The sequence below is a fragment of the Cellvibrio sp. ATLC23 genome (assembly GCF_057196725.1).
The window spans coordinates 335766-362293 of sequence record NZ_JBXUOS010000004.1 but is presented as its reverse complement, the minus strand read 5'-3'; the positions used below and the strand labels follow the sequence as shown (position 1 = coordinate 362293).

The following is a 26528-nucleotide window of genomic DNA, read 5'->3' as shown; positions in this document are numbered from 1 at the left end:
ACAAAACAGGGCGCAGCAAGCAGCGCCCCAACAAGTAAGGCCATAACATGAATGACCAACAAATAAAAATTATGCTCGAACTGCAAGATGCGATGAACACTAAAGTCAATGCCAATTGGCAACAGCAGGGCTACGAATGGTATCGCGCCATCTGGGTTGAGTGTGCAGAGTTGATGGATCATTACGGTTGGAAGTGGTGGAAAAAACAAGCACCGGATACCGAACAAGTCGCACTTGAATTAATCGATATTTGGCATTTTGGTTTGAGCATTCAACTGCAATCAGGTGCCGCGTTGAATGACATTATTGCGAAAATTGAGAAAGAGTTGGTTATCGCCACCGACGAAAAAGATTTCCGTCTCGATTTGGAAAAATTTGTCGCCGCGACCTTAGGTGATCGTCAATTTCATATAGGTTTATTTGCCCGCTTGATGGCCGGTGTGGATATGAGTTTTGAACAGCTCTACCGCGGTTATGTAGGCAAAAATGTATTGAATTTTTTCCGCCAAGATCACGGCTACAAAGACGGCAGCTACCGCAAACACTGGCACGATGGTCGTGAAGATAACGAACACTTGGTTGAAGCCGTACAGAGCCTGGATACCACCAAGCCAGAATTTAAAGATGAGTTATACCAAGCTTTGGTGGAGCGGTATCAAATGGTGTGATTGTATGTGCGATCTCGCACCGATAGATTTGAGTTAATGTCACTAAGATAGTCAGTGCTTTTTCCCTGTCGAGGATTAGATGAAAACACGTCAAGTCGAAATAGCCATAATTGGGGCGGGCACGGCGGGCTTAAGTGCCTACCGTGAAGCGCGAAAATACACTGATAATCTCGTTCTCATAGAAGGCGGTCACCACGGGACTACGTGCGCGCGTGTAGGTTGTATGCCCAGTAAATTGCTGATCGCCGCTGCCGAGCATGCGCATCGCATTCAGCATAATGGCGTGTTTGGTGTGGATTATCAGCCACCGGCGATTGATGGCGCTGCAGTGTTAAAACGAGTTCGCGATGAACGCGATCGCTTCGTTAGTTTTGTTATCGACTCTGTTAACGAATTTCCCGTCGAACATAAACTTCACGGATGCGCAAAATTTATTTCGCGCAACGAATTAGAAGTAACTACAACAGAGGGTGTTAGCTCTCGCGTGCAAGCCGAGCGAATTATTATCGCAACTGGCTCTTCATCTTTTGTTCCCGATACTCTCAAAGAGGCTGGCCAACGATTGTTGATTAGCGATGATATTTTTGAGTTGGAAACCTTGCCTAAATCAGTAGCGGTATTTGGCCCAGGGGTGATCGGCCTTGAATTGGGGCAAGCACTGAGCCGGTTAGGTGTTCGGGTGACGGTATTTGGTAGAAGTGGTCAACTTGCTTTTATTAAAGATCCTGTAATTTGTGAATATGCCGATGCTGAATTTAATCGTGAGTTCTATTTGGATTTGAAAGCGGATGTGAATAGGGTTTACGCAAGCAAAGATTCGGTGGTGGTTGAGTATCGTCATCGCCAAAAGGGAATGATTGAGGAACATTTTGATTACGTGCTTGCAGCCACAGGGCGACGCCCTAATGTGGGGGAATTGGCGCTGGAGAAAGCCAATCTGGAATTGGACGATAAAGGCATTCCGTTGCATGACCGCTACACAGGGCAGTGTGGTTCCTCATCAATTTATATAGCGGGTGATGTATCCAACGATATTCCGCTGTTGCATGAGGCTGCGGATGAAGGGCGTATAGCCGGTGGTAATGCGGGGCGCTCTTTGCACAATTCGGATGAGGTGCGCGCGGGTTTGCGCAGAACACCGTTAAGTGTTGTGTTTACTGATCCGCAAATCGCTAGTGTTGGGCTAAGTCTGGCCGACATCCGCAAAAATTGCAGTGATTGTTATGCCATTGGTGAAGTGAGTTTCGAGAATCAAGGCCGGGCGCGGGTGATGAATATCAACCGTGGCTTGTTGCGTGTGTATGGCGAAAAAGGCACGGGCTTATTATTAGGCGCTGAAATGTTTGGCCCCGCAGCAGAGCATATTGCCCATCAGTTGGCGTGGGTTATACAGCTTCGCCTGACGGTATCGCAAATATTGGATTTACCGTTTTATCACCCAGTGCTCGAAGAGGGGGTGCGCACTGCATTGCGCGATCTGAATCATAACCTACTCAAAGGACCGCAAATGCCAAGCGGATGTTTGGACTGCGGCCCTGGCGCTTAGTTAGGTAGATTAATGTTTGGCGGCAGTGTTGTGGTCTCAGACACCAGCAGTATTTCAGGTGCCAAAGGAATAATGTTTATTGGGATTGGCGCATCTACTGCGGGTAAGCCAAATACCGCTCTGGCGCGAGTGCAAGCTTCATTGACACTACCATCCGCATTCCACATTTCAAACTCCCGGCAAGTGCTGGAGCGCTGTTCATAAATGCTGCAGCTAACGTGCTCGCCAGGGGTGCCAACCAAGGCTACGCAACGTACGGGAGTTTTATCCGTCCCTTTCATACAGGCGTGATGGGGGCTGACTTGCAGTGTCAGTTCATCGGGAATAGTTCCGCCTGCGCTTTGGCATTCGCCCCAATAGAAAGACACACGGAAGTTCGCGCAGCAGGCGCCGCACGTAAGGCAAGGGGATTCGGATGGCATAGGGTCTCAGAACGAGGAAGAAGGTGGTTGATGATGTTGGTTTGGAGTTGCGCGATTCTGCGCTTTCCATGGCAAATTTCAAGATGGCGCCGCAAATATAAGTATCCGGATGGGGCCCACCAACATAAATAAGCAGTCAATTCTGCGAACCTCTCTCATTTAGTGTCATTCTTGGGGTGAATTTTCTGCCCAAATGCCTATAATGCTCGCCCGTCTGAGCAGTAAACCCTGGCACACAATGCCGAACTTTCGTTTTCTTCCAATATCACCCGAATAAATGGAGTCTCATCGTGAAAGCACCCGTAAGAGTTACCGTCACTGGCGCAGCTGGCCAAATCAGCTATTCCCTGTTGTTCCGCATTGCTGCTGGCGACATGCTGGGTAAAGATCAACCAGTTATCCTGCAGTTGTTGGAAATCACTCCAGCGTTGAAAGCCCTGCAAGGCGTGGCGATGGAATTGGACGATTGTGCATTCCCATTGTTGGCTGGCATTGTGACTACCGATGACCCTGCTGTAGCGTTCAAAGATACTGATTACGCATTGTTGGTTGGTGCTCGTCCACGTGGCCCAGGTATGGAGCGCAAAGACTTGTTGGCTGCTAACGCCGCGATTTTCTCTGTACAAGGTAAAGCAATTGATGACTACGCTTCACGCGATATCAAAGTATTGGTTGTTGGCAACCCAGCAAACACCAACGCACTGATCGCCCAGCGCAACGCACCAAACATCAACCCACGTCAATTCACTGCAATGACTCGTTTGGATCACAACCGCGCGCTGTCACAGTTGGCGACCAAAACCGGCACTAGCATCAATAACATCACCAAAGCATTGATCTGGGGTAACCACTCATCTACCCAATACCCCGATCTGCACAACACTCTGGTTGATGGCAAGCCAGCATTGAGCTTGGTTGATCAAGCTTGGTATGAAGCGGATTACATCCCAACCGTACAACAACGCGGTGCTGCAATCATCGCTGCCCGCGGTGCTTCTTCTGCAGCTTCTGCTGCTAACGCTGCATTGAACCACATGCGCGATTGGGCACTGGGCACTCCAGCAAACGATTGGACCAGCATGGGCGTTTACAGCGATGGCTCATACGGCATCGAAAAAGGCCTGATCTACTCTTTCCCATGCGTGTGCAAGAATGGCGATTGGGAAATCGTTCAAGGTGTAGAGATCAATGAATTCTCACGTGCACGTATGCAAGCGACCGAGAAAGAATTGCAAGAAGAGCGCGATGCAGTAGCTGAATTGCTGCCAGCGTAATAGGCAATAGCCTGATGTAAAAATGCCGCTGCTTTGCAAAAAGCAGCGGCATTTTTGTTTGTGTTTTATTTGTGTCTGGTTGAGATTTGTTTGAAGTTTAGTGTGACTTCAATTTTAGATTTGTTTGAATTCCATCCATGCACTTTTGCTTGTGCCTGCTGGCAAATGCCATTGCTCGCTAAGTACCGCACCGCGTTCTACACAAATATAAAACTGCTCCTGACCGTCGCCGATATCGGCAATGCCTCTTGCGGCTTCAGCTCCAGGGTTCCAGGTGACAACACTTGGGCAATTGCTATGGGTGATCTCAATTGATGGTGAGCCTTTGATCGTGACGGGATTTTGAATATCAGGGAAGACGCGGTCGACCGGGCCGGGAAAATTCAAGTCGCCTGCTTGATGTTTTTCGGCGTGACCTTCAAAGTTATCGAGATATTTCCGCTCGGCCAAACCCAGTACACGCACATCGGTTAACGAGCTGACGCGATGGTAATTGTGCATCGCCCAGCTGCAATCAAAATCTTCAGTGTCGGTGTTGTTGATGGTCAGCTCTAGCTTCGCGCTATTGCCTAATACCATGCGCAATTCCGCCGAAAAATCGAACGGGAACAGGTCATTTGCATCGCTGACAAATACAAATTCCAGTGCAACAGAACCATCGGTGAGCTGCCGAGCTTCGCCCAACTCCCAGAAATTATTGCGTGCAAAACCGTGTTTGGGTTTGCTTGCATCGGATTGATTAACACCAAACCAAGGCAGGCAGAGTGGTACGCCACCGCGCAAGGCTGTGCCGGCTGAGAAGTCACAATTTGGGCTGAGCCACAGCAGTGGATCACCACTGGTGGTTTTGAATTCCAAGAGATGCGCACCCTGCAGTGAGATGACTGCGCTACACAAATCAGTTTCTACAATTAAAAGCGGTAAACCGGTGCCGGGAGCTGAGGGATACTGCTCTCTACTGTTGGTAAGGCGCAGAAAACTGGACTTGGCTACCAGCTGCTCAAGGTGAAGTGTGCTTTGTGCATCGAGGGTATTGATATGCATGGTGGCATCCATTTATGTGATTAATGGACTCGATTCTATAGAAAAGCTGGCAAGCTAACAGCCAAATTTTTTGGTTTTGTGGGCTCTAAAACAGTATCATGCGCGCCTTTTAGACAATTCCGATAAATGGGCAAGCAGGTATTTGAGTGAGTAAGTCGCAATTAGCAGGTGGTTTTGTTATTGGTCAGCGCTGGATTAGTGAGTCTGAAGCAGATTTAGGGTTGGGAATTGTGTTGGATGTGGCGAACCGCCGCTTGACCTTGAGTTTCCCCGCCGCAGGTGAGCGTCGCACCTACGCGATGGATAATGCGCCGGTAAGCCGGGTGAAGTATGAGATAGGCGATAAGGTTCGCCATCAAGATGGAACCAAAATTCAGATCACCAGTATTGTTGAGCAAGCGGGCTGTTTAATGTATGTCGGCCTGACCAAAGACAACGAAGAGTTGGGCATTCCCGAGTTTGAGCTGGATAGCTTTGTGCAATTCAGCACCCCGCGCGACCGCTTGTTTGCCGGTCAAATCGATAAACACAATCACTTCACCTTGCGTTATCAAACGCTGCATTATCAAAACCTGCACCGTCAATCGCCCATGTTCGGTTTGGCGGGCCCGCGTGTGCAATTGCTGCCGCACCAGTTGTATATCGCCAGCGAAGTCTCCCAGCGCCATGCGCCGCGTGTATTGCTGGCCGACGAAGTAGGTTTGGGTAAAACCATCGAAGCCGGTTTGATTTTGCATCAACAATTAATGAGTGGCCGCGTGCAGCGCGCCTTAATTGTGGTGCCCGCGAGTTTGCAGCATCAGTGGCTGGTGGAAATGCTGCGCCGTTTTAATCTCGCCTTTACCTTGCTCGATGAAGCGCGCTGCAATGCCTTGGTTGGGTTGGATAGTGTTGAAGAGTCGGTTGATTACGTCGATGACTTTGAAGATGATTTTAAAGAAACTGTCGAGCCGTCAAACGATACCAATAACCCATTTGAAACAGCACAATTAATTATTTGTTCGCTCGATTTTCTCACCAAAAATAATTACCGCTACGAGCAAGCCGTAGCTGCCGAGTGGGATTTATTGTTGGTGGATGAAGCACACCATTTGCAGTGGAGCGAAAAGAAACCGAGCAAGGCCTATACCTGCATTGAAGGTTTGGCGAAAAAATCCAAGGGTCTGTTGCTGTTGACCGCAACACCGGAACAGCTGGGTATTGAGAGCCATTTTGCTCGTCTGCGTTTGCTCGACCCGGATCGCTATTACGATTTGGAAAAATTTGTCGCTGAACAAAAAGCTTATCAGCCGCTCAACGAGTTAGTGCAAGAGTTACTAAAAGTCCATAGCGATGAAGCCGCCAAAATGCCTGCGGCTCTGGTTAAAGCGCTGGGTGCTTATTTGCCCGCTGACACCATCAAGGAATTACAAACTCAAGCGGAACAACAGGGCTTGGGTGATGCAATCGATAATGCGATTCATACACTGTTGGATCGTCACGGTACTGGCCGTGTATTGTTCCGCAATACGCGCAATTCGGTCAGCGGTTTCCCCGAGCGGAAATTGCAAGCTCATGAGTTGGAGCTGGATGATGAAGATCTGATTACATTGCTTGAGCAGCCACTCGCAACACAAATTTGTGCTGAGCAGTATTGGCAACAAAAAACCGAATCCGATTGGTGGTTGCAAGATCCACGGGTGATTTGGCTCGCCGAATGGCTGCGCCAACACCGCCGCAAAAAAGTATTGGTCATCTGCGCCAATGCGGATTCTGCGCAATCGCTTGAAGAATACTTACGTCTGCGCAAAGGCTTAACCACAGCAGTGTTCCATGAAGGTTTAAATCTGATTGAACGCGACCGCGCCGCCGCTTATTTTGCCGAAGTGGAAGATGGTGCGCAGGTATTGATCTGTTCTGAAATTGGCAGCGAAGGGCGCAACTTCCAATTTGCGCAAGACTTGGTGTTGTTCGACTTGCCTACCAACCCGGATTTGTTAGAGCAGCGTATTGGCCGGTTGGATCGTATCGGCCAAACGGCGACTGTTAATATCCATGTGCCTTATTACGCCGATACCGCACAGCAAAAATTGTTGGATTGGTATCACCGAGGTTTAAATGCCTTTGAGAAAACCTGTGCGATAGGGCAGGCCGCCTATGTGAAGTTTGCCGAAGCGTTGTTGCCTGCGCTGATCAATAACGACGATGAAACCTTTATCAATTTGTTAGAGCAAACCCGTGAGTTTTCCGCTGAATTGGTTGCCCAGTTGCAACAGGGGCGCGACCGTTTATTGGAATTAAACTCCTGTAAGCCAGCGCAAGCAGAGGCATTAGTTGATGCCTTGGCTGAAAACGATGTGAGCAGCGTGCTGCCGATTTATATGGAGCAGGTGTTTGATAGTTTTGGTATCGACTATGAAAAACACAGCGAAAAAAGTTTGGTACTGCACCCTAGCGACCATATGCGCATCGAACAATTTCCCGGGTTGCCGGAAGATGGTTTAACCATCACCTATGATCGCCAGCAGGCTTTATCGCGTGAAGATATGCAGTTCGTCACCTGGGAACACCCATTAGTGCGCGGCGCACAGGATCTAATTGGCTTAAGTGAGTTCGGCAATACCGCATTCTGCACCTTAAAATTACCTCCGCTAAAACCGGGCAATTTATTGCTGGAAGCATTGTTTGTATTGCATTGCCCAGCACCGGCAGAATTGCAGTTGTTCCGCTATATGCCGCAATCGCTCTTGCGCGTATTGCTGGACGATAAAGGTAAAGACTTGTCCGCAGTACTCGGCATTAATCAACTGAGCAAACTGCTGCAAAAAGTACCACGCAATAATGCGCAGGATCTGGTGCGTCACGCTCGCCCGACACTGACCACTATGGTGCAAAAAGCAGAAGAAATTACCGCCGCAAAACAAGAAGAATTAATTGCTGAGGCGCAAGCCAAAGTAAGCGAGCAATTAAATGGTGAGCTGGCGCGTATGAAGGCACTCAAAGACGTGAACCCAAATGTGCGTCAGGAAGAAATTGATTATTTGCAGCAGCGTTTAGCCGCAAGCCAACACTTTTTGTCCCAAGCCCAAATTCGTTTAGATGCACTACGTGTGGTGATGACGATTTGATTCTTAGCTACAGATCGGCGCCCTCTGGTTCTGTATGGGGCGCCTGATAAATCCCTATTGTGTATTGCAGGTTATTACCTGAATCAACATGAGAAAAACATTATGTACATCTTCTCCGCCAATGGCCGCGCTAAAAAATCCTTCGACGATATTAAAGAAGGCCAAATGGTGCCTTTTATTGTTTACATCAATTTCAAAGATTTATTCGGTGCCGAGCATTTGTGCAAGCTCTATTTAATGCGCGCGGGTTTTGTGGAAATCCAAATTGAAAACCGCAAATTGGTGCCAAGTAATCTGACCAGTGATCCACGTGTGGTTGCGGCCGATAAAGCCATGGCAGAGGCGTTGAAAGATGGTTATATGATTCAGATGTTTGATGAGTAAAGTGATCGATAGAATGTAGCAAGCTGCTTACAGTAAGTGTTACAAGTTACGGTAAGCAGCGGCTGGATTTTTGCCTTTATTGGCTTTTCCTTTGGTTGATTACCACTCGAACATCAATCCAAGAATAGGTAAGGGTTCACCATTTTCTATTTCCTCTGTTCCATTGCGTTCATTAAACTCTGAATGTCCGGGGTTATCTGACCCCAGTAAATTGATTACATCAATAAAGGCAATCACATTAGTGCTGCCAAATGTGCGGATATAGTCAGCGCGAAAGTTTAACGAGTTGTAGTCGCCATACCTGTTGGTGTTTATCCCAACAGTTTCTCGTGAATAGCGCAGTGGCTGTCCGTTGCCCAGCACATTATTGTGAATTACATATACGTCCTTCGGTTTACCTGACGCCCATTTCCAGCGCGATGATAACTTCCATTGTTGGTTAACTTCCCAGACACCACCGATACTAAAAATATGTGGGCGATTAAAATCAGCATTGTATTCGATGCTTTCAGGGTTGGCCTGTATACGTGCGTCGTTGTATGAATAGTTGATGCTGGCCGACCAACCGTTGTCGAACTGCCGCGTGAGCGCGGTATCAACACCAAAGGATTTTCCTTTGCCTTGATTGCTCAATGTTTTGTTGACGCTGTCTTCTTGCATTACCAGATTGTTCATATCCTGATAGTAAGGCTCGACCAATAATTCCAGGTTGGTATTAAAGCGGTAAGAAAAACCAATACTCACTTGATCGATGACTTCATTTTCAAGATGGATGTTACCTGCATCACTGGCGCGATCATTAAAACGCGGTGCTTGATAATAGCGCCCAGCAGTAGCAGTCATTCGCAAATTATTGGTGATTGGCCAAGTAGCGCCCAAACGTGGCGATAGTAAATTTTCTTCAGAGAAATTATCCCGTTCATAGCGAGCGCCAGCACGAAAACTCCAGTCGTCCAGCATGAAGTCCTGATTTAAAAACATTGCATAATTTGTTTCTTTCTGCTGAAAGTGATTGTCGATGCTGCCAGGAGTGAGGAGGATATATTGTTGCTCTGGTATTGGGCGATAATCATTTTGGTCGTACGTGTAGCGAATCCAGTCATCATGCAAACGTAAATCAAAAGTCAGATCAGTTTGAGTGATTTGTAAACCAGTGGTAAATCGTCCCAATGGGTTGCCTATCTGGAATTCATTCTGCAGCCCCAATTCGCTTTCTTTTCTCTGCGATTGAACAATTTTTTCACGTAACGGGATGTTTTCGGGCGCTGTTTCCGGTGGAACTAAATCGGGATAGGCTTCACCTTGGTGTCCCGTTTCTTCGTATTCGCGCAAATAGAGCTGGGTGCTTAGTTTTCCATCGTTACCGACTAAACGTGCCCAGGTAGCAGCAAATAAGCTGTTGTCGGTTTTATTGGAAATTAATTCAACATCACTATAATTACCGGGTTCATCTTCATCTGATGCCAATACATTGTTGATGTCGCGTTGATACTCTTCAGGCGCATAGACGACAAGGAAGTTTAAATGATCCGTATCGCCCAATTCCGTGGAGGATTTAAAAATTACATCCGTCAACTTTGGAGTCCCTATGTCATCCAGACCAATGGTATTGAATAACCGACCAAAATCATAATCGCGAGCAGAGAATAAAATAGAAGTCTGATCGTGAATCACGCTAGGGCCGTCATATCCGATTTCGACACCGGCAATATCCAGACGCGCACGATACGAAGATGTTTCAGGGTTGCCTTCAGCAACTTCCAGTTTTAATAGCGAGCCTGCTTTCCCGCCGTATGCAGGGTTCCACCCGCCGGGTTGGAATTCGGCAGTGGCGATAGTGTTCGGCGCAAATACTGAATAACGACCGCCGCCTTCAATCTCTTCTTGTTCACCAAAACTATCGCTAAAGTGCACGACATTGTCGAAGGGTATTCCATCTACAAGGATTAAATTGTCGCGTGGGCCGTTACCGCGTACGGTAAAGCTGGAAAACTCCCCATCGCCAAACAAACCCGGTAAGCCGTCCAGAGAGCGCAGTACATCGCTACCGCTACCGGCCGCGCTGTTCAGTGCTTCCCGATCAATAAAGCGAGTGCCAGCCGGATTCAGTGGGTTACCACTCGCGGCTTTGCCAAGCACAATTACCTCTTCAACTCCACTAATGGCTGACCCGAGTTTGGTATTAATGGGGGTAGTTTTGTCATCTTGAACTCTTATTCTGGGCAGGCGCGCGCCTTGGTAGTCTGGATGAGCAATAACAAGGGTGTAGAGTCCGGGGTTTAAGGACTCAATTTGTGCCAGTCCCTGTTGGTTAGTGCTGCTTTTGGTGGTGGTTCCATCGCGTGCGACTAGGGTGATAGTGGCGTTGACGATAGGTCTTTGCGTGTTGGCGTCAATGGCTGCTAGACGGATTTTTCCGGTATCGGCGTAGACATCAGATATAGCGCAGGCAAGAAATAGTAAAAGAAATCTTTGTGTGAGGCGATACAATTGTTTGGTGAACAGGTGGCGGAACATAGCGGGGTTACTCCTTGAGTTTAAATACTCTGTTGTTAGAGCGGTGATATCGATCTGCCCGACTATACCTAGCCGATCCTATTTAATTTAATGAGCTTGTATGGAGTGCGAATATTTTTCATGAATGGCCGAATTGAAATCCGCGTTTTTGATGAATCCAGCTGATCAGGGGCGGGGATTGGTGCTACGAAATATTGAAACGCGATAACTGCTGATGAAAAAATCCTACCGTTGATACAAATATCCATGCGAAACCAAAAGGACAGTACACAATGAGCGATAAACAAATGGGAGATTACAAAGTGTTAGTTAATGGAACTGTGCTGGGCGTCGCCCCACTCAAGACCAGTATGTTATTGGTTGCCGCGCTACTCAGTATTCTATTTACGTTAGTCAAGCCTGAAGTGTCGTCAGGATTAGGCCTGTTGGCGCGATTCAGTTTTTGGGTGCTGCATATTGGAATAGGATTGTTAGCCATTTTACTGGCTAGTTATTGTTTGTGTTTTTGGCGTTTGGCTCAGCTACCTACCGCTGTTTCTCTGGGTGTTACTGGCATTATAGGTGCTGCCTTTGCTGCACCACTTTTTTGTGTGGTGGAGTTAATTTATCCCGTGGAGCCAATTACAGATAGCTTGGATGAATTTGCTTCTCAGGGATGGTGGCAGTCGATTCTGGCAGAATTTTTTGATGTGATGCCGATAATGCTGATGAGCTGGTACGCGGTTAATTTCCCTTTTCTATTGAATAAACCCGTGTTGACAAACCCTACGGAAGCAGAGGCCCCGGACGATAGTTTTGATGAAACTGATGCGGATAAGCGGGAGCTTGAACAGCGGGTGGAGCATTTGTATCAGCGTCTACCGGAGGTGCTTGGCAGAGAGATTGTTGCTATTTCTTCTGATTTACACTATCTCAATGTCTACACCACGCTAGGTAAAACGTTGCTTCTAGGCAGCCTCAAATATTATGCTGAAGCTTTAGTTGATTCCGGGATGCAGGTTCATCGTTCTAATTGGGTTGCCAAAAAATATATCGTAAAAGTTCATATAACCAGTACAGATGCTTACTGCTTAATGACAAATGGTTTGAAGGTGCCGATCAGCCGGAATAAGCGTAAAGAGGTAAAAAATTATTTTGGTCAGTCTGTTCGCGACACACTGGTTGTAGCGCCGACTCCTTTGCGCGGTGTTAAGTAAGTTTGGAATAGTCAGTCTGGAATAAGTCTCGAACTTTTAATGCGATAGTGGGTCTAGAGATAACTTTTATCACTGGCGCTACAAGTATGTTGGTTACTCTGCCTGATTTCAGGGACATGGATTTTTCCCATCTCCAACTTTCCGATTCCAGTCCGGGATCAGCCGAGTCAGTGTCTAAGCGGTCATCCCAGTTGCTGTGGATTGCACTCGTCTTGTCCCTAATGCTGCATTTATCTTTGCTGTTGTTTGAATTCAGTGCAAAACAGTTTCATCAGCAACAGATAGCAAGGCAAACACTTCATATAAGTTTGCAGCGCGCGCCAACAACACCGAATGCACTCCCCGATGTTGTTGCGGAAGGGGTTGTTCAGCCTGCGCCTGCTCCACGCGATATAAAAGAAATAATTACCGCTCCGGTTATTACAGAAGTAGTCGCGCCGAAAGAAAAGCCATCTAAGGTGCCGCCTGCCACTCGCGTGGTGATAGAGCCATTGACTGCGCAAGAGTTGGCTGAGATTACCGATAATCACAACTCGACAACAGCTCATCAAGATTCTGCCTCAATCGCAGAAAATGTATTTCATCCTGGCTTGCGTGCGCAACTCACTACAGAGGCAAATAAACCCAAGCTTGCGCGAGCTGAAGAATCAGCATTGCAAACCTATACCGATCCGGCAGGAGCAGAGGTCATGAAGATATCTGATAAAGGGTGCATGCGTTCTCCTAGTGATACCAAAGTTGGTGCGCCTAAAAATTGGTATTTCGCAGGATGTGGCGGGCAATCGGAAAGCGAAAAAATGATGGAGCGAGTGAATGGCGAGGTAAAGAAAAAGTTTCGTTTTGAGCAATAAAAAAATCGCCATGAACATTTGCATGTTATGACGATAAAGGAGTTTAAGTAACCGAATGATTTATTCAGTTACTTAACAAGAAAACGAATTGTTAATGGCTAAACAATGTTAATTAGTCGCTTTTCTTTGGGCGAAAGCTGGTTTTTTTGCCATCGCGCTCACCGAAGCGGGGCTTGTCACGGCCACCCTCACGTGGAGCACCGTCTCTCGGACCAAAGTCGCGTTTTGGTTTACGGCTAAAGTCATCGCCGCCGCGTGGGCCGGTATCCAAAGAAATTTCCAATGGGCGATTGCGCACGCGCACTTTTTTCAATTTGGCGAGCGCTTCTTTTGAAATGCCGGTTGGCAGATCAACGGTAGAAAACTCATCGTGTAATTTAATGTGACCAATAAAGCGGCTCTCAATGCCGGCTTCGTTGGCGATTGCACCAACTATATCGCCAGGGCGCGCTTCGTGATTGCGACCTACTTCAATGCGGTAGCGATCCATGTTCTCATCGTTGCGTTCACGGCGTGGACGATCTTCACGTGAACCGCGATCGCGGCCACCGTCACGGCCACCGCGGTCATCCCGATCACGACCGCCACGATCATCACGACTGCTGCGCTCGCGCTCAGGTTTTACATCGGTAAATTTCACTTGCAATGGGCGCTCGCGCTGTAACAGATAGGCGAGGGCAGAGGCAATTTGCTCTGGTGATACATCATTTTTGTGGCTGTATTCAGCCAGCAAATCATTGAAGAAACTCAGGTCAGATTGCGCTGCCAAGGTATCGGTAATTTGTTGCGTAAATTGGTCGATACGGTGTTTGGTAACGGTGGCGCCGCTCGGCAATTCCATCAAGGTGATAGGTTTTTTGGTCGCTTTTTCGATGGTGTAAAGCAAACGCTTTTCACGCGGAGCAACAAACAGGATGGCTTTACCGCTGCGGCCGGCACGGCCAGTACGGCCGATACGGTGCACATAAGCTTCGCTATCGTAAGGAATATCGTAGTTCACTACGTGGCTTACACGCTCAACGTCGATACCGCGTGCGGCAACGTCGGTGGCAATAACAATATCCAATTTGCCCGTTTTTAAACGTTCAATCGCGCGCTCACGCAATTGTTGGTTCATGTCGCCATTGAGTGCAGAGGCAGAATAACCGCGCGCTTCTAATTTTTCAGCGAGTTCAACGGTTGCAGTTTTGGTGCGCACGAAAATAATCATGCCGTCGAAGGGTTCAACTTCCAGAATGCGGGTTAACGCATCCAGTTTGTTGGTGCCGCTTACCATCCAATAAACCTGTTCGATATTCGCATCGGTAGATTGAGTGCTGGCAATTTTAATTTCGGTAGCGTTATTCAAATAGTTGTTGCACACATGGCGAATTTCTTTCGGCATGGTGGCAGAAAACAAGGCAGTTTGACGGGTCTTGGGAGTGTGCTCAAGAATCCATTCAACGTCATCAATGAAGCCCATGCGTAACATTTCGTCGGCTTCGTCGAGCACCAGTGCTTTCAGATTGTTCAAATTCAAGCTGCCGCGACGCAGGTGATCCATCACACGACCCGGTGTACCAACAACAACGTGCGCGCCGCGTTTTAAAGAACGCAACTGGCTGGTCATGTCCTGGCCGCCGTAAATCGGCAGCACATGGAAGCCAGGAATTTCACTGGCGTATTTTTGGAAAGCTTCAGCAACCTGAATAGCGAGTTCACGCGTGGGTGCTAAAACCAAAATTTGTGGCTCTGCTTGTTTGGTGTCGATACGCGACAACAAAGGCAGTGCAAATGCCGCCGTTTTACCGGTGCCGGTCTGCGCCATGCCGAGAATATCGCCACCGGCAAGCAACACGGGAATCGCCGCTGCTTGAATGGGGGATGGTTGCTCGTAGCCAACTTTTTGGATGGCGCGCATAACGGGTTCAGAAAGGGCTAAATCGGAAAACATAATAGGGTCAGACATGTATTAACCTGTGTTTAAACATAAAAATCTCGCGCAAAAAATAACAAGACCGCAGCAAAATGCCGCATCTGTTGTTTCTACGGTTAGATTCTTATTGGTTTTTTAATGGGTGTTTGCAAAAGTATCGCCCAATAAAAAAGGCAACAGTGAATGGGCAAACACAATAAAGTGGGGGCGATGATTGGATCGCAACGCGTATGAGCTACATACAAGATTCGGCTGCGTGTGAAAATAACTCGATGAGTCAGGGCACAAATGCAGTCGTAAAGGGCGATTAAATCAACGAAGTCCCGTGTCAATCTGCCAGGCAGATTCTGTTGCAATCCGCGAATAGAATATTCGCATGACCGATTGCATATCAGCATCACCCCAAGGCTAGACATTCACGATCAAGAGAGGGGTCACTGAAAGTGCGCGGAGTATAGACACTTGTAGCTTTTAAGGCCAGTGAAATTTGAAATGCATCGCAAATAAGTGCTAAAGCGAGTCAATCTTGGTCACAGATTTGCATAAACGCCGATAGTGCGACAGTGCCGACAGTAGCGATGGCAGTGATCGAGAGACTATTCGACGCGCATGGCTGGGTTTACACTCACAGCCTTAATAAGGATTCTGGTATGGCTGAACGACACATCTCCACAACTGCACTGGCGCGGTTGATTAATAAAGAAAGCAAAGAATTATTTATCCTGCTTACCACGGGCGGCTGGATCGTAAAGGTCGATAACCATTGGCAGCTTACCGAGAAGGGTAAATTTGAAGGCGGCATTTACGTTAATCACCCCAAATACGGTGAATACATCGCCTGGCCTGAGTCTATTCAACAGCACCCTTTATTAAAGCTGTTGCCAGAAGCCCCGCTCAGTGCCACCAATCTGGCGCACAAGTGGGATATACCCGCGCGCCTGGTGAATTTACTGCTGGCAGAAAAAGGGCTGATTAAAAAACATATTCGCGGCTGGTTGTTGTCGCCCAAAGGTAAGGCGATAGGCGGGCAGCAGCAAGAAGCGGAGTCGGGTATTCCGTTTGTGACTTGGCCGGAAACTATATTGGATGAGCCAGAGCTGATTTCATCACTCTTGCAAATAAAGGGCGATGAAGGATTGCTTGGTCAGCTGACACTAGACGGACACAGTGTCAATAACGCCATGCAGCGCCGAATCGATAATTGGCTTTATCTCACCCGGCTGATTCATGCGCGGGACTATGAATTGTTGTGGGATCTGGATTCGGCGACTGCCGATTTTTATCTGCCCGAAGTAGAGCTATGCATCGAGTGCTGGGCGGATGAGCTCGCTGTAGAGCATAATCGCGCGGCAGTGATCAGCGGTGAGCTCGAAAAAAATCAGGCATACAAAAAACATAAGGTCGCGTACATAGAGTTTCGCGATGAAACGATTTATCAAGTCGATGAAATGCTCGCCCGCGAATTGCTGCGGCGCGGTATTGCTGTTTATTAACATTCTTTAGGAGGTAGTTATGGCAAGTGTTTTCACAATGATTATGGAAGGCAAAATTCCCGGCAACTTTGTGTGGAAGGATGATAAAGCAGTTGCATTTCTGACTATCCAGCCAATTCGCCAAGGTCATGTATTAGTGGTTCCGCGCGAAGAAATTGATCAGTGGAGCGATTTGCCGCTGGAACTCGCTGCGCATCTCATGCAAGTCAGCCACAAAATCGCCAATGCAATAAAAATTGCTTATCCCGCTACCCGTGTGGGCTTGATGATCGCCGGCCTCGAAGTGCCGCACACCCATATTCACTTGGTGCCGATGGATTCAATGAACGATTTAAGTTTTGATTTTGCCAAAAATGCCGATGGCGAAGAATTAAAACAAACCGCAGAAAAAATTCGCGGTGTATTACAAGGGCAGGGCTTTGCCGAGGCTTTGGTGTAAAACAGAGTTGCGTTCGGTTGTTGCGGGCGCACTCGAGCTGACGTTATGAATTTGCTCCTCCCTCCTGACCAATTATTGTTTTGGTTAAGCCTTGGTATTGCAATTCCAATTTTGGGTTTAGCAATTCGCCACGCGCCGTGGCGACAACTACTGGTTAGTCAGCCCCGGCAGCACGCATTGTTTGCAACGATTCTTGCATTGGCTTTATTGTGGCTGCTGCAAGTTTCCGTGCGCGATACCTTGGCCATCCACCCATTATTGATGACAGTCACCACTATGATTTTTGGTTGGAGTCTGGCGGTTTTAATTGGTGCCGCTGCATTAATTGCATTGGAAATTTACCAAGTGCCACTGCATGCGCTTCGTTTGGATTGGGATGTTGCCGTCGCACAATTTGATTTAAGCACCTTTCCGGTGGATTTTTGTTTGAGCGTTGTTGTACCGGTAAGTTGGGCTTGGTGTGTGCTCTGGCTGGTGGATCGCTGGAAATTTAAAAATCCCTTCACCTACTTTTGGGGCGTTGGATTTTTTGGCGCGATGCTGAGCTGTATCTGGCTCGGCCTAGTCGCCATGCTGTTATTTGCTATCACCGGCAGTGAAGTTCAACTCGCCACTACCCAAGAGCATTTTATTATTTTTGTGTTGATGACTTTTCCAGAAGGTTTTGTGAACGGCCTTATCGCTACCGTGATGACGGTGTTGTATCCCGATATGGTAAAAACCTATCGGGATGATTGGTATTTAGGGCAAAAATAAATGGATTGTAATGTGCAGTTGCATGACGCCGCTCCGGAGAAGCTGGAGCAATTAAATTATCAAATCGGCTTGATTGATGGTTGGTTGACAAGTCCCGCTGTATTTTTAGATGGTGCTATTGCAGGGTGTATCGATAGCGCCGGTTTGGCTTTGTATAGCTATCCAGAGATCTCGGGCTACTATCTTTCTTACCTGTCTTATCGTTTCAATACAGATGGTGTTACCGAACAACTGCTAGAAAAAGCGAAAAATATTCTGGAGTATCAGAAATTAATTTGGAGCGAATCCACTCCTCCCGCTACGCGCTTATATTTAAACCCTAGCGCAAATGCGCAGGAAGACTGGCGCAATCAGGGATTGTTTATCTTTGATATTGCAATGCTGGCGCGCGGCATTACCGATATCTCCCAGTATGTTGATTCGGGTATCTGGTCGCATCAGGTATTGTTTCCCCATATTGATACTTTTTGGGAGTCCGGCCAATTAAGCCCGGTGCGTTGGTTTGCTGGGCGCCCAACTGCCGCGCCGGATCGGTGGTCTACCCGTTTTGGTGTCTACCAGTTAAAGGTGCTTGCTGCTCTGCAGCGAGCAGCCATTGTCTGGAATAATGCTGGCCTGCAAGAAAAAATAGCACGGGTAAAGCCGAAGTTAATATTACGTTTTAATAAAGGAGATTTTGCTACACATAACCCTCATAGTATTGCCTATGCGATGGAAGGCGCTATGTTGTTGGGGGAGAACTGTATCGATTGGGGGGAGGCAGACAATTGGCTACAATCCTTTGCTCTCATGACGGATGCAAATGCGCAAAGTGACATTGACTATCGCCGTGCTGACGTGATCGCGCAACTATTGCGGTTAAGTTGTTTTGAACCTTTCTTTAATTTTGCACGGGCTAACAAACTCTATTGCCTGCTGGTTTCAGTATTAAACGAGGACGGCAGCTTTCAATTTACCCTAGGCCCTTCCAGTGCGACTTATAAAAATACCTGGACTGCAATGTTTGCTCGCCAAGCACTCGATTATTATCGTGACATCTGCATTACCGGAAGGCCACTAACAATCAAGGATGCATTATGTCTATTTTAGGGAAGTGGATGAATCGTTTTGCAGCGTTTTCGTCAGCCACAATACCCATAGCGGAGATATCCGCTCTAAAAACCCGTCCATTGCCTGAAGAGTTTTGGATTGAACTGACATCGAAATGTCCCTTCGACTGCGTGTTCTGCTCTCGTGCCGCCATAAGAGGAAAAGGTGAGCACATGGATTTTGAGCTCTATCAGAAGTTAATTGCCCAAATGCGCAACCCCAGAGTTATCCGCTTGAATTATTCAGGTGAATCAATTCACTACCCTCATTTGGGTGAAGCAATTTCGCTTGCCAAGTCTACTGGAGCACGCGTCGAATTGGTCACTGTACTTAGCTCCGCCAAGCCCAAGATTATCGAGTCGCTTGTGCGCGAAAAACTCGACCGTTTAACCATCTCTATTCACGCATTGAGTGAACCTTTGTATGAGCAGATCTATGGGCATTCGAGTGTTGCAAGTTTGCGTGAAAGTTTGGCGCTTTTGCAAACATTGAAACGAAATTTCAACTCTCATCTTCCTGTTATTGACTTTGCATTTGTCGCTATGGAGCGAAATATCGCGGAGCTTCCTTTGGTGGTTGATCTGGCCCACTCTTCAGGTGTAGAGCAAATTGATATTCATCCCGTCATCAGGCGGGATGAAATTGTAGAAACCTTCACGCAAGAATTAATTGCCGGGCGCCTAACCAATAACTTTCGTGCCCAGTTGACGGACGTTGTTGCCAATTTAGCGCTTGCCTATCCACATGTTGCGCTGAATAGTTCTAATAAGGAGCTTGAGCAATCTGCTTGTTTGGGGGCTCATCCAGTGGCCTTTCCGCCAGTGCTTCCAAGCGGGGCTAAAATATATTCCTGCGAACAAAACCCTTGGGATACAGTGCATATTTTGGCAAACGGAGATCTGGTCAGCTGCGAGGTGCGGGACCAAATTCCTATGGGTAATTTGAATCAGTCGGACTTGTACAGTATTTGGCAGGGTGAAACCTATCAACATTTTCGTCGTAGTTATGTGGACGGGATGGATGAAAAATGCCGCCACTGTATTTATAAACTGGCTTACCTTTCCGATTCTGCGGTGAATGTAAAATCCTATTTTCTGCCGTCTGAATGTCAGCAACAGCTGCTGGCAGGGTGGCACTTGGCAGAGATTCTCCATGTGTGGTCTTCAGCGAGGGAGTCCAGATTGGTGTTAGCAAAATCGGTTAATGCCACAGGTGTGAAGATCAACGGAGTATTGCCTTCAACAGCAGAACCTGGCGGAAATTCGCTGACAATAAACATGGCGGGTGCAGAGCACAGAATAGAAAACTTGGGCGATAAATCGCTTCCGTTTAATGTGCATATTCCATTGCCTCGGGGTGTAGAACAACTAATTACAATCGATTTCAGCATTGCTCATGTGTTCTGTCCACAACAGCTAAATATTGGTGCTGATGGGCGACAACTCGGGTTTTTATTGTCGGAAATAAAATGTCTATAAAAAAACGTATTTCTTACTGCTTTAGTTATTCGATAGGACTTTTTTTCTATTGGTTATGTCGAGTTGCATCCCGGGTTGGTACTTATCTAAATGCAATCCGACGAAAACAACGATTTTTAACCCCTGATTCCAAACCTGGTATTTCAGTGATTATCCCTGAGCGGGACAATCCGGCTATTTTAAAAACCTGTTTGGAGTCCTTGGCTAAATCGCTTAAAAAAATTCAAGATCCTAGTCAGATAATTGTTGTCGTCAATGGTGCTTTGGCAGAAAGCTATCAACAGCTAAAAGAACAATTTCCGGCAATTAAGTGGCTTTTTGTTGACAGACCCTTAGGTTTTTCCAGTGCGGTGCAGTTGGGCTTGCAGCAGGCAGAGTTCGATTGGGTGTTTCTTTTAAATAATGACATGCGTCTCGATCCTGATTGTTTGCAGGAACTCATGTCATATCGCGCGGATGATGTTTTTTCCATTGCCAGTCAAATTTTCTTTGAAGATCCAACTCGCCGAAGAGAAGAGACGGGCTTAACCGGTATTCGAGTTGAATACGACGATGTTCATTTATTTGACAGGAATGTGGATTCCGCCGAGGTAGTCGATCATTTGTACTCGGGTGGTGGAGCATCGCTATTCAGAGTTCATTTGCTCAAACGTTATATTAAATTGGCTCACAGCTATGATCCCTTTTATTGGGAAGATGTTGATTGGGGGAGCAGGGCCTTGCAGGAACACTATCGCAATCTATTTGTGCCCTCAGCTAAGGTCTGGCATTTGCATCGTGCTACGGTTAGCCGTTTTTATACATCGGAACAAGTGAATCGTATTTTTGAGCGAAATAAATGGATTTTTTATCTCAGATTTGGTTTGCGGGGAGTGCACCCATTTTGGCTGGGGAGAAAGCTGCGTGACTCGGGTTGCGTAAATGTAACAGTCCTGACGGAGCTGTTTTTTGCTTGCGTAAAAATTGGTTCAATCAGCGTAAAGGTAAATGTAAGTGCAGAAGAAATTACTGTGGAAAAAAAGTCCTCGCAAATCCCAATGGTTAAATCAGATCTGCCGTGGATGTTGTTAGTTATTCCATTTGCGCTATATCCAAGAGCGCACGGCGCTGCGATTCGGCAACATAATCTTTATCAAAAACTGTCTTGCTATTTTAATATTTGGTTAATTTCGGATGAAGGCAATGAGTACGATGGGATTTCATGGCAAGATTCTTTGACTTTTGCACGGGTTAGCCTGCTCAAAACTCCTAGGCAGGAAACAACTCGCTTGCGCAGTGCTCGAATGGAAACTCATGCGCGTGAGCAATTGCGACAGCTAATTGTTGGTGCGGTAGATCGGGTATCCCCACAGATTATTCAAATCGAACACGAAGAGTTATGTGAGCTAATCGATATTCGGCAAAAAAATACTCGCTGGGCTATTACATTGCACGACGTGTATATAGGGCTCGGTGAGGATGCAGAGCAAGCGGACTTACGCTTATTAAAAGCGCTTTCCAGATATGACGCGATCTTTACGGTGAGTGAGGAAGACTCGCGCCTGCTGCCAACAACTAATCATTGCGTTGAGAATGGTGTTGATCCGGAAAAATTTTATCCGGTTTCAATCTCATCGGGTATGAGATTGGTTTTTGTTGGCCCCTTTCGTTATCAGCCTAATCGTGATGCGATGGAGTTTTTTATCCGTAATTTATGGCAGCCGTTGCGGGCTAAATATCCCGAAATTCGATTGCAAATACTGGCAGGGCTGGATAATTCAATTTCCTTTGTTGAAACCAATCCTGTTTTCCAACAGCATGGAATTGAATTTGTGGATGTGACTCATCGGGTAAACGATTATTTGAATTCTGCTACATTAGTGATTAATCCGTTGCAGGGTGTGCGTGGTTCCTGTTTGAAAACCATTGAGGCTTTGGCCGCTGGTCGTATTTGTATTTCAACACGGGATGCGGCACGGGGGCTGGAGGCCTACGCATTTAAAAATTTAAAAATTGCAGAAAACTGGGAGGAGTTTGTTGTATTAATTCAACGTTATCTGAATGACGATAGTTTGCGCATTGCGGAGGAGCGTTTAACATCTGATAGATTGATACCCTTTTACTGGGAGTCAAGGGCTCAGCAGCAATATACGGTTTATCAACAATTAACAAGTCCTCCAGCAACAGGTATTCAGTTATGAAATCATCCGCCTGTAAAAACTATGATCGAATTGCGTCTATTTATGATCATGACATGGCGCTTAATATGCGCTTCAATGATATGGGGTTTTATGTTGATAGGGTTGTAGGTAAAAGTTCGGTATTGGAGGTTGGCTGCGGCAATGGCCGAATTGCAATACCGGTTAGCAAGGTGTGTAAAGAGTTTGTTGGAGTGGATTTGTCCTTGCCAATGCTAACAGGGTTTCAGCAGAAAATAGTTGAATCGGATTATCACAACATACAACTTGCATTAATGGACGCGCGATGTTTGGCATTCAAACAAGAGTTTGATTACGTTTTCTTTGGCTTTTCCGGTATTAATTATTTGACTCAACCTGACGATGTCATCTTGTTTATCCGATCGGTAAAATCAATCCTGGCGATAAATGGGCGCATACTATTGGATGTTTTTGTCCCCAAATCAATTCCAAACTTGCCAACTGACTGGACGACAGACTATGTAAGGCAATTGCCCTCGGGAGGAAAGCTTAAGCGCTCCAAGCAAATTATTCCGCAAGGATCTGTAAATCTCATCAACCGGTGCTATGAGCAATACTCTGCGACGGGTGTTCTGGAGCGCACGATTAACACTGAAAGCATTATTTGCCCTTATCGCCCCGAAGAGATAATGCAGATGCTTGTGCATAGCGGGTTTAGCATTTGCAATGAGTGGTGGGATTACGGTTCCAGCAGTGGCGAGGACGATGCACAATTTTTTTCAGTAGAAGCTTGCGTGTCGTGATACAAATTGCGGATTCACCGAACGATATGGATGCTATATGAGAGTAAAAGTATTAACTGTGTTTGGTACGCGGCCTGAGGCGATAAAGCTTGTTCCGGTGATTCGCATATTTAACCTCGATGATAAAATAGATTCGCGAATCTGTGTAACATTTCAACATCGCGAAATGCTGATGCAAGTCTTGGATTTGTTCGACATCAAGGTCGATGAGCAGCTTGAAAATTATTCTGCTGATCAATCAGTGGGAAATGGTTTATCCCATTCGTTGGCGCGTATGGTTGACGGGCTGGGCAGAGTTATGTTGCGACTAAAGCCGGATGTTGTTGTGGTGCACGGCGATACTTCCAGTTGCCTCGCTGGCGCATTGGCGGCGTTTTATCATCAAATTCCCGTGGTACATATTGAAGCCGGTTTGCGCACCGGCAATCTGGCTGCGCCTTTTCCGGAAGAGGCGCATCGCCAAATGGTCGCTCGAATCGCCAGTTTACACCTGGTGCCTACTGAACGGGCGAGGGCACATATGCTCGCAGAAAATATAAAATCAGATTCTATATACGTCACGGGTAATACTATTGTTGATGCAGTGGCTATAGCTATGCAACAAATAAAAAAGCAGCCGCAGAGCTACTTTGAGCATGAGTTGCAGCAGCAAGCGGGAATGGAAAATTTCGATTTCAATCGGTCACTGGTATTAATTACTCTGCACAGGCGTGAGTCGCAGGGAAAAACGTTTACGGGCTTATGTAGAGCGATACTACAGTTAGCCAGAGATAATCCTGATCGAGCATTTGTATTTCCTCTACATTTAAATTTGGCTGTGAGTGAGCCGGCGCGGAGCATTTTAGGTGATACCTCGAATATTTTTTTGATTCCGCCGCAAGAATATCTCAGGTTTCTCTGGTTACTTAATCGAGCTGAATTAGTAATTACGGATTCGGGAGGTGTGCAAGAGGAGGCGGATGTGCTCGGAAAACCATTATTTATCGTGCGTGATATAAGCGATAGGGTTGAATCTTTGGGGCACTCTCAAGCAACTTTGATTGGAGCTTCACCCTCTGAGCTTATTGCGCAAGCCAGTTATTTTTTTAGCGGATCCAGAGAGTTTTCCGGTTTACACTTTGAAGACGGCAAAAAGTCGCCCTCGGTATTTGGAGATGGTCATGCAGCCCAACGTATTGCTGAGCTTATCAAACGAAAATATGGCGATCCGCAGAGTGTTAACAATATAGCTCCTGATACCTGCTCAGACTCGATGTTAGATTAGATTCAATTCATCCCCAGCAAGGTTGCAACCCCCAACCCAATAAACAAAACACAAGCCGCTTTGTGTGCAAAGCCGAGCGGCAATTTATCCATTAACCATTTCCCGGCAAAAATAACGGGCACGTTTGCCAGTAGCATCCCGAAGGTGGTGCCTGCAATCACCGCGAGTGTCATCCACATATCGGCACTGAATTTCGCCGCGAGAATGACGGTGGCAATTTGGGTTTTATCGCCAATCTCCGCCAGAAAAAATAACACCAGTGTTGTGACAAAAGGGCCGTAGTTAGCAAAGCGCCCCATTTCATCATCTTCCTTGTCGGGAATTAGTAACCACAGGCCGATGGCGATAAAGCTGCCGCCAATTATCCATTTAATCCACTCGGCTGGAATGACATCCGCTAAGACAGCACCAAGCCATGCCGACAGGGCGTGATTCACCAAAGTAGCGACCAATACCCCGAGGCTGATGATGTAAGGGCGGCCATAGCGGGCGGCGAGGAAGAGTGCGAGCAATTGGGTTTTATCGCCAATTTCGGCGATGGCGACAGCGAAAGTTGAGCTAAAAAAGGCTTCCATTAATGGACCCGGTACATAGATAAATGAGGTGGCGAATTATAGGGAGAGTGCTCTGCATCAACAATGCTTCAGCCAAATGTTTGACTTTGTGTTTGTGGTTATATTTATAAGCTATTGATAAGTAAAGATAAAATGAATTGGCACTAGGCTTGCAATTACTCCCCTAAAGGTGTGTTTTTTAATTATTGCTGTTGGTTTATTGACGGTGATCAAATGAAAAACAGCGTGAATTGAATATTCGGGGTTTTTATGACGCAAGCGGTTTCCAATGTAATTAAGGTCGGCGGTGCTATTAAGGCGCGCTCCGGTCTTTTGGCTGCCAGCTCAGCTGAGCCCTTGCTGGCGCCCTTGCCGCTGGATAAGGCGATCAGTGAAAAAGGTCAGGATTTAAAACACGCGTTTGAATTGTTCAATCAAATGTCTGAGCAGCTTGCCGACTCGTATCACTTATTGGAAAACCGCGTTGCTGAATTAAATGAAGAACTCTCCAGCCTCAGCGATCGTCGCTTGCAGGAGCTAGCGGAGAAAGAAAAATTAGCTAATCGCCTAGAAAGTCTGCTCAATTTTTTACCCGGTGGGGTGGTGGTGCTGGATTCCTCCGGGCGCGTTTCCGAATCCAATCCCGCCGCGATTGAATTATTAGGTGAGCCTCTGCAGGGTGAATTGTGGCGCGAGGTTATTGCGCGCTGTTTTGCGCCGCGTCAAGACGACGGCCACGAAGTTTCACTGCGCGATGGCCGTTTAATCAGCATCCAAACTCGCAACCTGGGTGCAGATGGTCAAATTATTTTACTCACCGATCAAACCGAAACCCGTCGTTTGCAGGGCGAATTAAGTCGCCATGAACGCTTATCTGCGTTGGGCAAAATGATGGGTGCGCTCGCGCATCAAATTCGCACGCCTCTATCGTCTGCCATGTTGTACGCCGGTCATTTGTGCAGTGGCAAGTTAGATGATGACCGTCGCCAACAATTCTCCGAAAAAATTCTCGGCCGTTTGAATAATATCGAGCGCCAAGTGCAAGACATGCTGTTTTACGTTAAAGGCGAACTCGCATTGAATGATGTGATTAGCGTAGCTGAGTTGCAGACCGATTTAGCCGAGGCAATGGAAGTGCCGTTAATGACCAGCGAATCTACCTGCGAGTGGGTGATCAATTGTCGCGAACAATATATTCAATGCAATCGCGACGCGTTAATCGGCGCACTATTAAATTTAGTCAATAACGCGATTCAAGCGGTAGATCGCAAAGCCGCATTGCGTGTGGAATTTAATGTGTATCCGCAAATTCCTAATGATGCAACCGCGAATACATCGCTCAACACAGAAGAGCAGCGTTTATGGATTCGTGTGTGCGACAAAGGGCCAGGCATGCCGGCTGAATTACTGGCATCGGTAGGGGATTTATTTGTCACCACCAAAGCGCAGGGCACAGGTTTGGGTTTAAGTGTTGTTAAAGCTGTCGCGCGGGCACACCACGGAAAATTTTTATTGCAATCAACCTTGGGCAAGGGGACTTGTGCAAGTTTGCTGTTGCCTTTCGCGACTTTTACATCTTAGGAGAATAAT

Annotated in this window: 21 protein-coding genes; 16 read left to right on the top strand and 5 right to left on the bottom strand. The window is 47.0% G+C overall.

The window, feature by feature from the left end; genetic code table 11:
* Positions 1-47: 47 nt before the first annotated feature.
* Positions 48-668, top strand: coding sequence for a dUTP diphosphatase (locus tag AC2CG4_RS09275; RefSeq protein ID WP_484485988.1), 621 nt, complete (start codon positions 48-50; stop codon positions 666-668).
* 79 nt (positions 669-747) lie between these two features.
* Positions 748-2214: a dihydrolipoyl dehydrogenase gene (locus AC2CG4_RS09270; RefSeq protein WP_484485987.1), complete on the top strand. Its 1467-nt coding sequence runs from the start codon at positions 748-750 to the stop codon at positions 2212-2214.
* On the opposite strand, the gene AC2CG4_RS09265 is transcribed toward AC2CG4_RS09270, so the two are convergent.
* A complete protein-coding gene (locus AC2CG4_RS09265) occupies positions 2211-2636 on the bottom strand; it encodes a YkgJ family cysteine cluster protein (RefSeq protein WP_484485986.1) in 426 nt (141 codons plus the stop codon). The two genes, AC2CG4_RS09270 and AC2CG4_RS09265, sit on opposite strands and share 4 nt — an antisense overlap.
* A gap of 290 nt (positions 2637-2926) precedes the next feature.
* Between AC2CG4_RS09265 and AC2CG4_RS09260 the strand changes: the two genes are divergently transcribed.
* The gene (locus AC2CG4_RS09260) at positions 2927-3910 is read left to right on the top strand and encodes a malate dehydrogenase (RefSeq protein ID WP_484485985.1); all 984 of its coding nucleotides are present in this window, start codon (positions 2927-2929) and stop codon (positions 3908-3910) included.
* 114 nt (positions 3911-4024) lie between these two features.
* On the opposite strand, the gene AC2CG4_RS09255 is transcribed toward AC2CG4_RS09260, so the two are convergent.
* Positions 4025-4954: a D-hexose-6-phosphate mutarotase gene (locus AC2CG4_RS09255; RefSeq protein ID WP_484485984.1), complete on the bottom strand. Its 930-nt coding sequence runs from the start codon at positions 4952-4954 to the stop codon at positions 4025-4027.
* Positions 4955-5100: 146 nt separating this feature from the next.
* Here AC2CG4_RS09255 and rapA point away from each other — a divergent pair, with 146 nt between their 5' ends.
* Together rapA and AC2CG4_RS09245 are read left to right on the top strand one after the other, a co-directional pair.
* Positions 5101-8061, top strand: coding sequence for an RNA polymerase-associated protein RapA (gene rapA / locus AC2CG4_RS09250; protein ID WP_484485983.1), 2961 nt, complete (start codon positions 5101-5103; stop codon positions 8059-8061).
* A 102-nt stretch (positions 8062-8163) separates the two neighbouring features.
* Complete coding sequence (locus tag AC2CG4_RS09245) at positions 8164-8445, top strand: hypothetical protein (protein WP_484485982.1); 282 nt, start codon at positions 8164-8166, stop codon at positions 8443-8445.
* Positions 8446-8544: 99 nt separating this feature from the next.
* Here the strand turns inward: AC2CG4_RS09245 and AC2CG4_RS09240 are convergent, their stop codons facing one another.
* Positions 8545-10962 (bottom strand): TonB-dependent receptor, encoded by a 2418-nt coding sequence (locus AC2CG4_RS09240; protein ID WP_484485981.1) that lies wholly within the window; start codon positions 10960-10962, stop codon positions 8545-8547.
* Positions 10963-11234: 272 nt separating this feature from the next.
* Here AC2CG4_RS09240 and AC2CG4_RS09235 point away from each other — a divergent pair, with 272 nt between their 5' ends.
* On the top strand, positions 11235-12158 hold the full coding sequence (locus tag AC2CG4_RS09235) for a LytTR family DNA-binding domain-containing protein (protein WP_484485980.1): 924 nt from the start codon (positions 11235-11237) through the stop codon (positions 12156-12158).
* Between the two features lie 170 nt (positions 12159-12328).
* The gene (locus AC2CG4_RS09230) at positions 12329-13009 is read left to right on the top strand and encodes a hypothetical protein (protein ID WP_484485979.1); all 681 of its coding nucleotides are present in this window, start codon (positions 12329-12331) and stop codon (positions 13007-13009) included.
* 112 nt (positions 13010-13121) lie between these two features.
* Here AC2CG4_RS09230 and AC2CG4_RS09225 read toward each other — a convergent pair whose 3' ends face one another.
* Positions 13122-14957: a DEAD/DEAH box helicase gene (locus AC2CG4_RS09225; protein ID WP_484485978.1), complete on the bottom strand. Its 1836-nt coding sequence runs from the start codon at positions 14955-14957 to the stop codon at positions 13122-13124.
* A 617-nt stretch (positions 14958-15574) separates the two neighbouring features.
* Between AC2CG4_RS09225 and AC2CG4_RS09220 the strand changes: the two genes are divergently transcribed.
* The 8 genes from AC2CG4_RS09220 to wecB are packed head-to-tail and all read left to right on the top strand — an operon-like array spanning position 15575 to position 24384.
* Positions 15575-16417, top strand: a complete 843-nt coding sequence (locus AC2CG4_RS09220) for a 4-alpha-glucanotransferase (RefSeq protein ID WP_484485977.1) — start codon at positions 15575-15577, stop codon at positions 16415-16417.
* Between the two features lie 19 nt (positions 16418-16436).
* A complete protein-coding gene (locus AC2CG4_RS09215; protein ID WP_484485976.1) occupies positions 16437-16856 on the top strand; it encodes an HIT family protein in 420 nt (139 codons plus the stop codon).
* 45 nt (positions 16857-16901) lie between these two features.
* Positions 16902-17612 (top strand): hypothetical protein, encoded by a 711-nt coding sequence (locus AC2CG4_RS09210; protein ID WP_484485975.1) that lies wholly within the window; start codon positions 16902-16904, stop codon positions 17610-17612.
* A complete protein-coding gene (locus AC2CG4_RS09205; RefSeq protein ID WP_484485974.1) occupies positions 17613-18701 on the top strand; it encodes a hypothetical protein in 1089 nt (362 codons plus the stop codon).
* Positions 18689-20179, top strand: coding sequence for a radical SAM/SPASM domain-containing protein (locus tag AC2CG4_RS09200; RefSeq protein WP_484485973.1), 1491 nt, complete (start codon positions 18689-18691; stop codon positions 20177-20179). The genes AC2CG4_RS09205 and AC2CG4_RS09200 overlap by 13 nt, the downstream gene beginning before the upstream one ends.
* Positions 20170-22359, top strand: coding sequence for a glycosyltransferase (locus AC2CG4_RS09195; protein WP_484485972.1), 2190 nt, complete (start codon positions 20170-20172; stop codon positions 22357-22359). The genes AC2CG4_RS09200 and AC2CG4_RS09195 overlap by 10 nt, the downstream gene beginning before the upstream one ends.
* A complete protein-coding gene (locus AC2CG4_RS09190; protein ID WP_484485971.1) occupies positions 22356-23120 on the top strand; it encodes a class I SAM-dependent methyltransferase in 765 nt (254 codons plus the stop codon). The genes AC2CG4_RS09195 and AC2CG4_RS09190 overlap by 4 nt, the downstream gene beginning before the upstream one ends.
* Positions 23121-23157: 37 nt before the next feature.
* Entirely contained in the window at positions 23158-24384 is a 1227-nt protein-coding gene (wecB, locus tag AC2CG4_RS09185; protein WP_484485970.1) for a non-hydrolyzing UDP-N-acetylglucosamine 2-epimerase, read from the top strand.
* A gap of 2 nt (positions 24385-24386) precedes the next feature.
* Here the strand turns inward: wecB and AC2CG4_RS09180 are convergent, their stop codons facing one another.
* Positions 24387-24959, bottom strand: a complete 573-nt coding sequence (locus AC2CG4_RS09180; protein ID WP_484485969.1) for a TMEM165/GDT1 family protein — start codon at positions 24957-24959, stop codon at positions 24387-24389.
* A gap of 249 nt (positions 24960-25208) precedes the next feature.
* Here AC2CG4_RS09180 and AC2CG4_RS09175 point away from each other — a divergent pair, with 249 nt between their 5' ends.
* On the top strand, positions 25209-26519 hold the full coding sequence (locus AC2CG4_RS09175; RefSeq protein WP_484485968.1) for a sensor histidine kinase: 1311 nt from the start codon (positions 25209-25211) through the stop codon (positions 26517-26519).
* Positions 26520-26528: the final 9 nt, after the last annotated feature.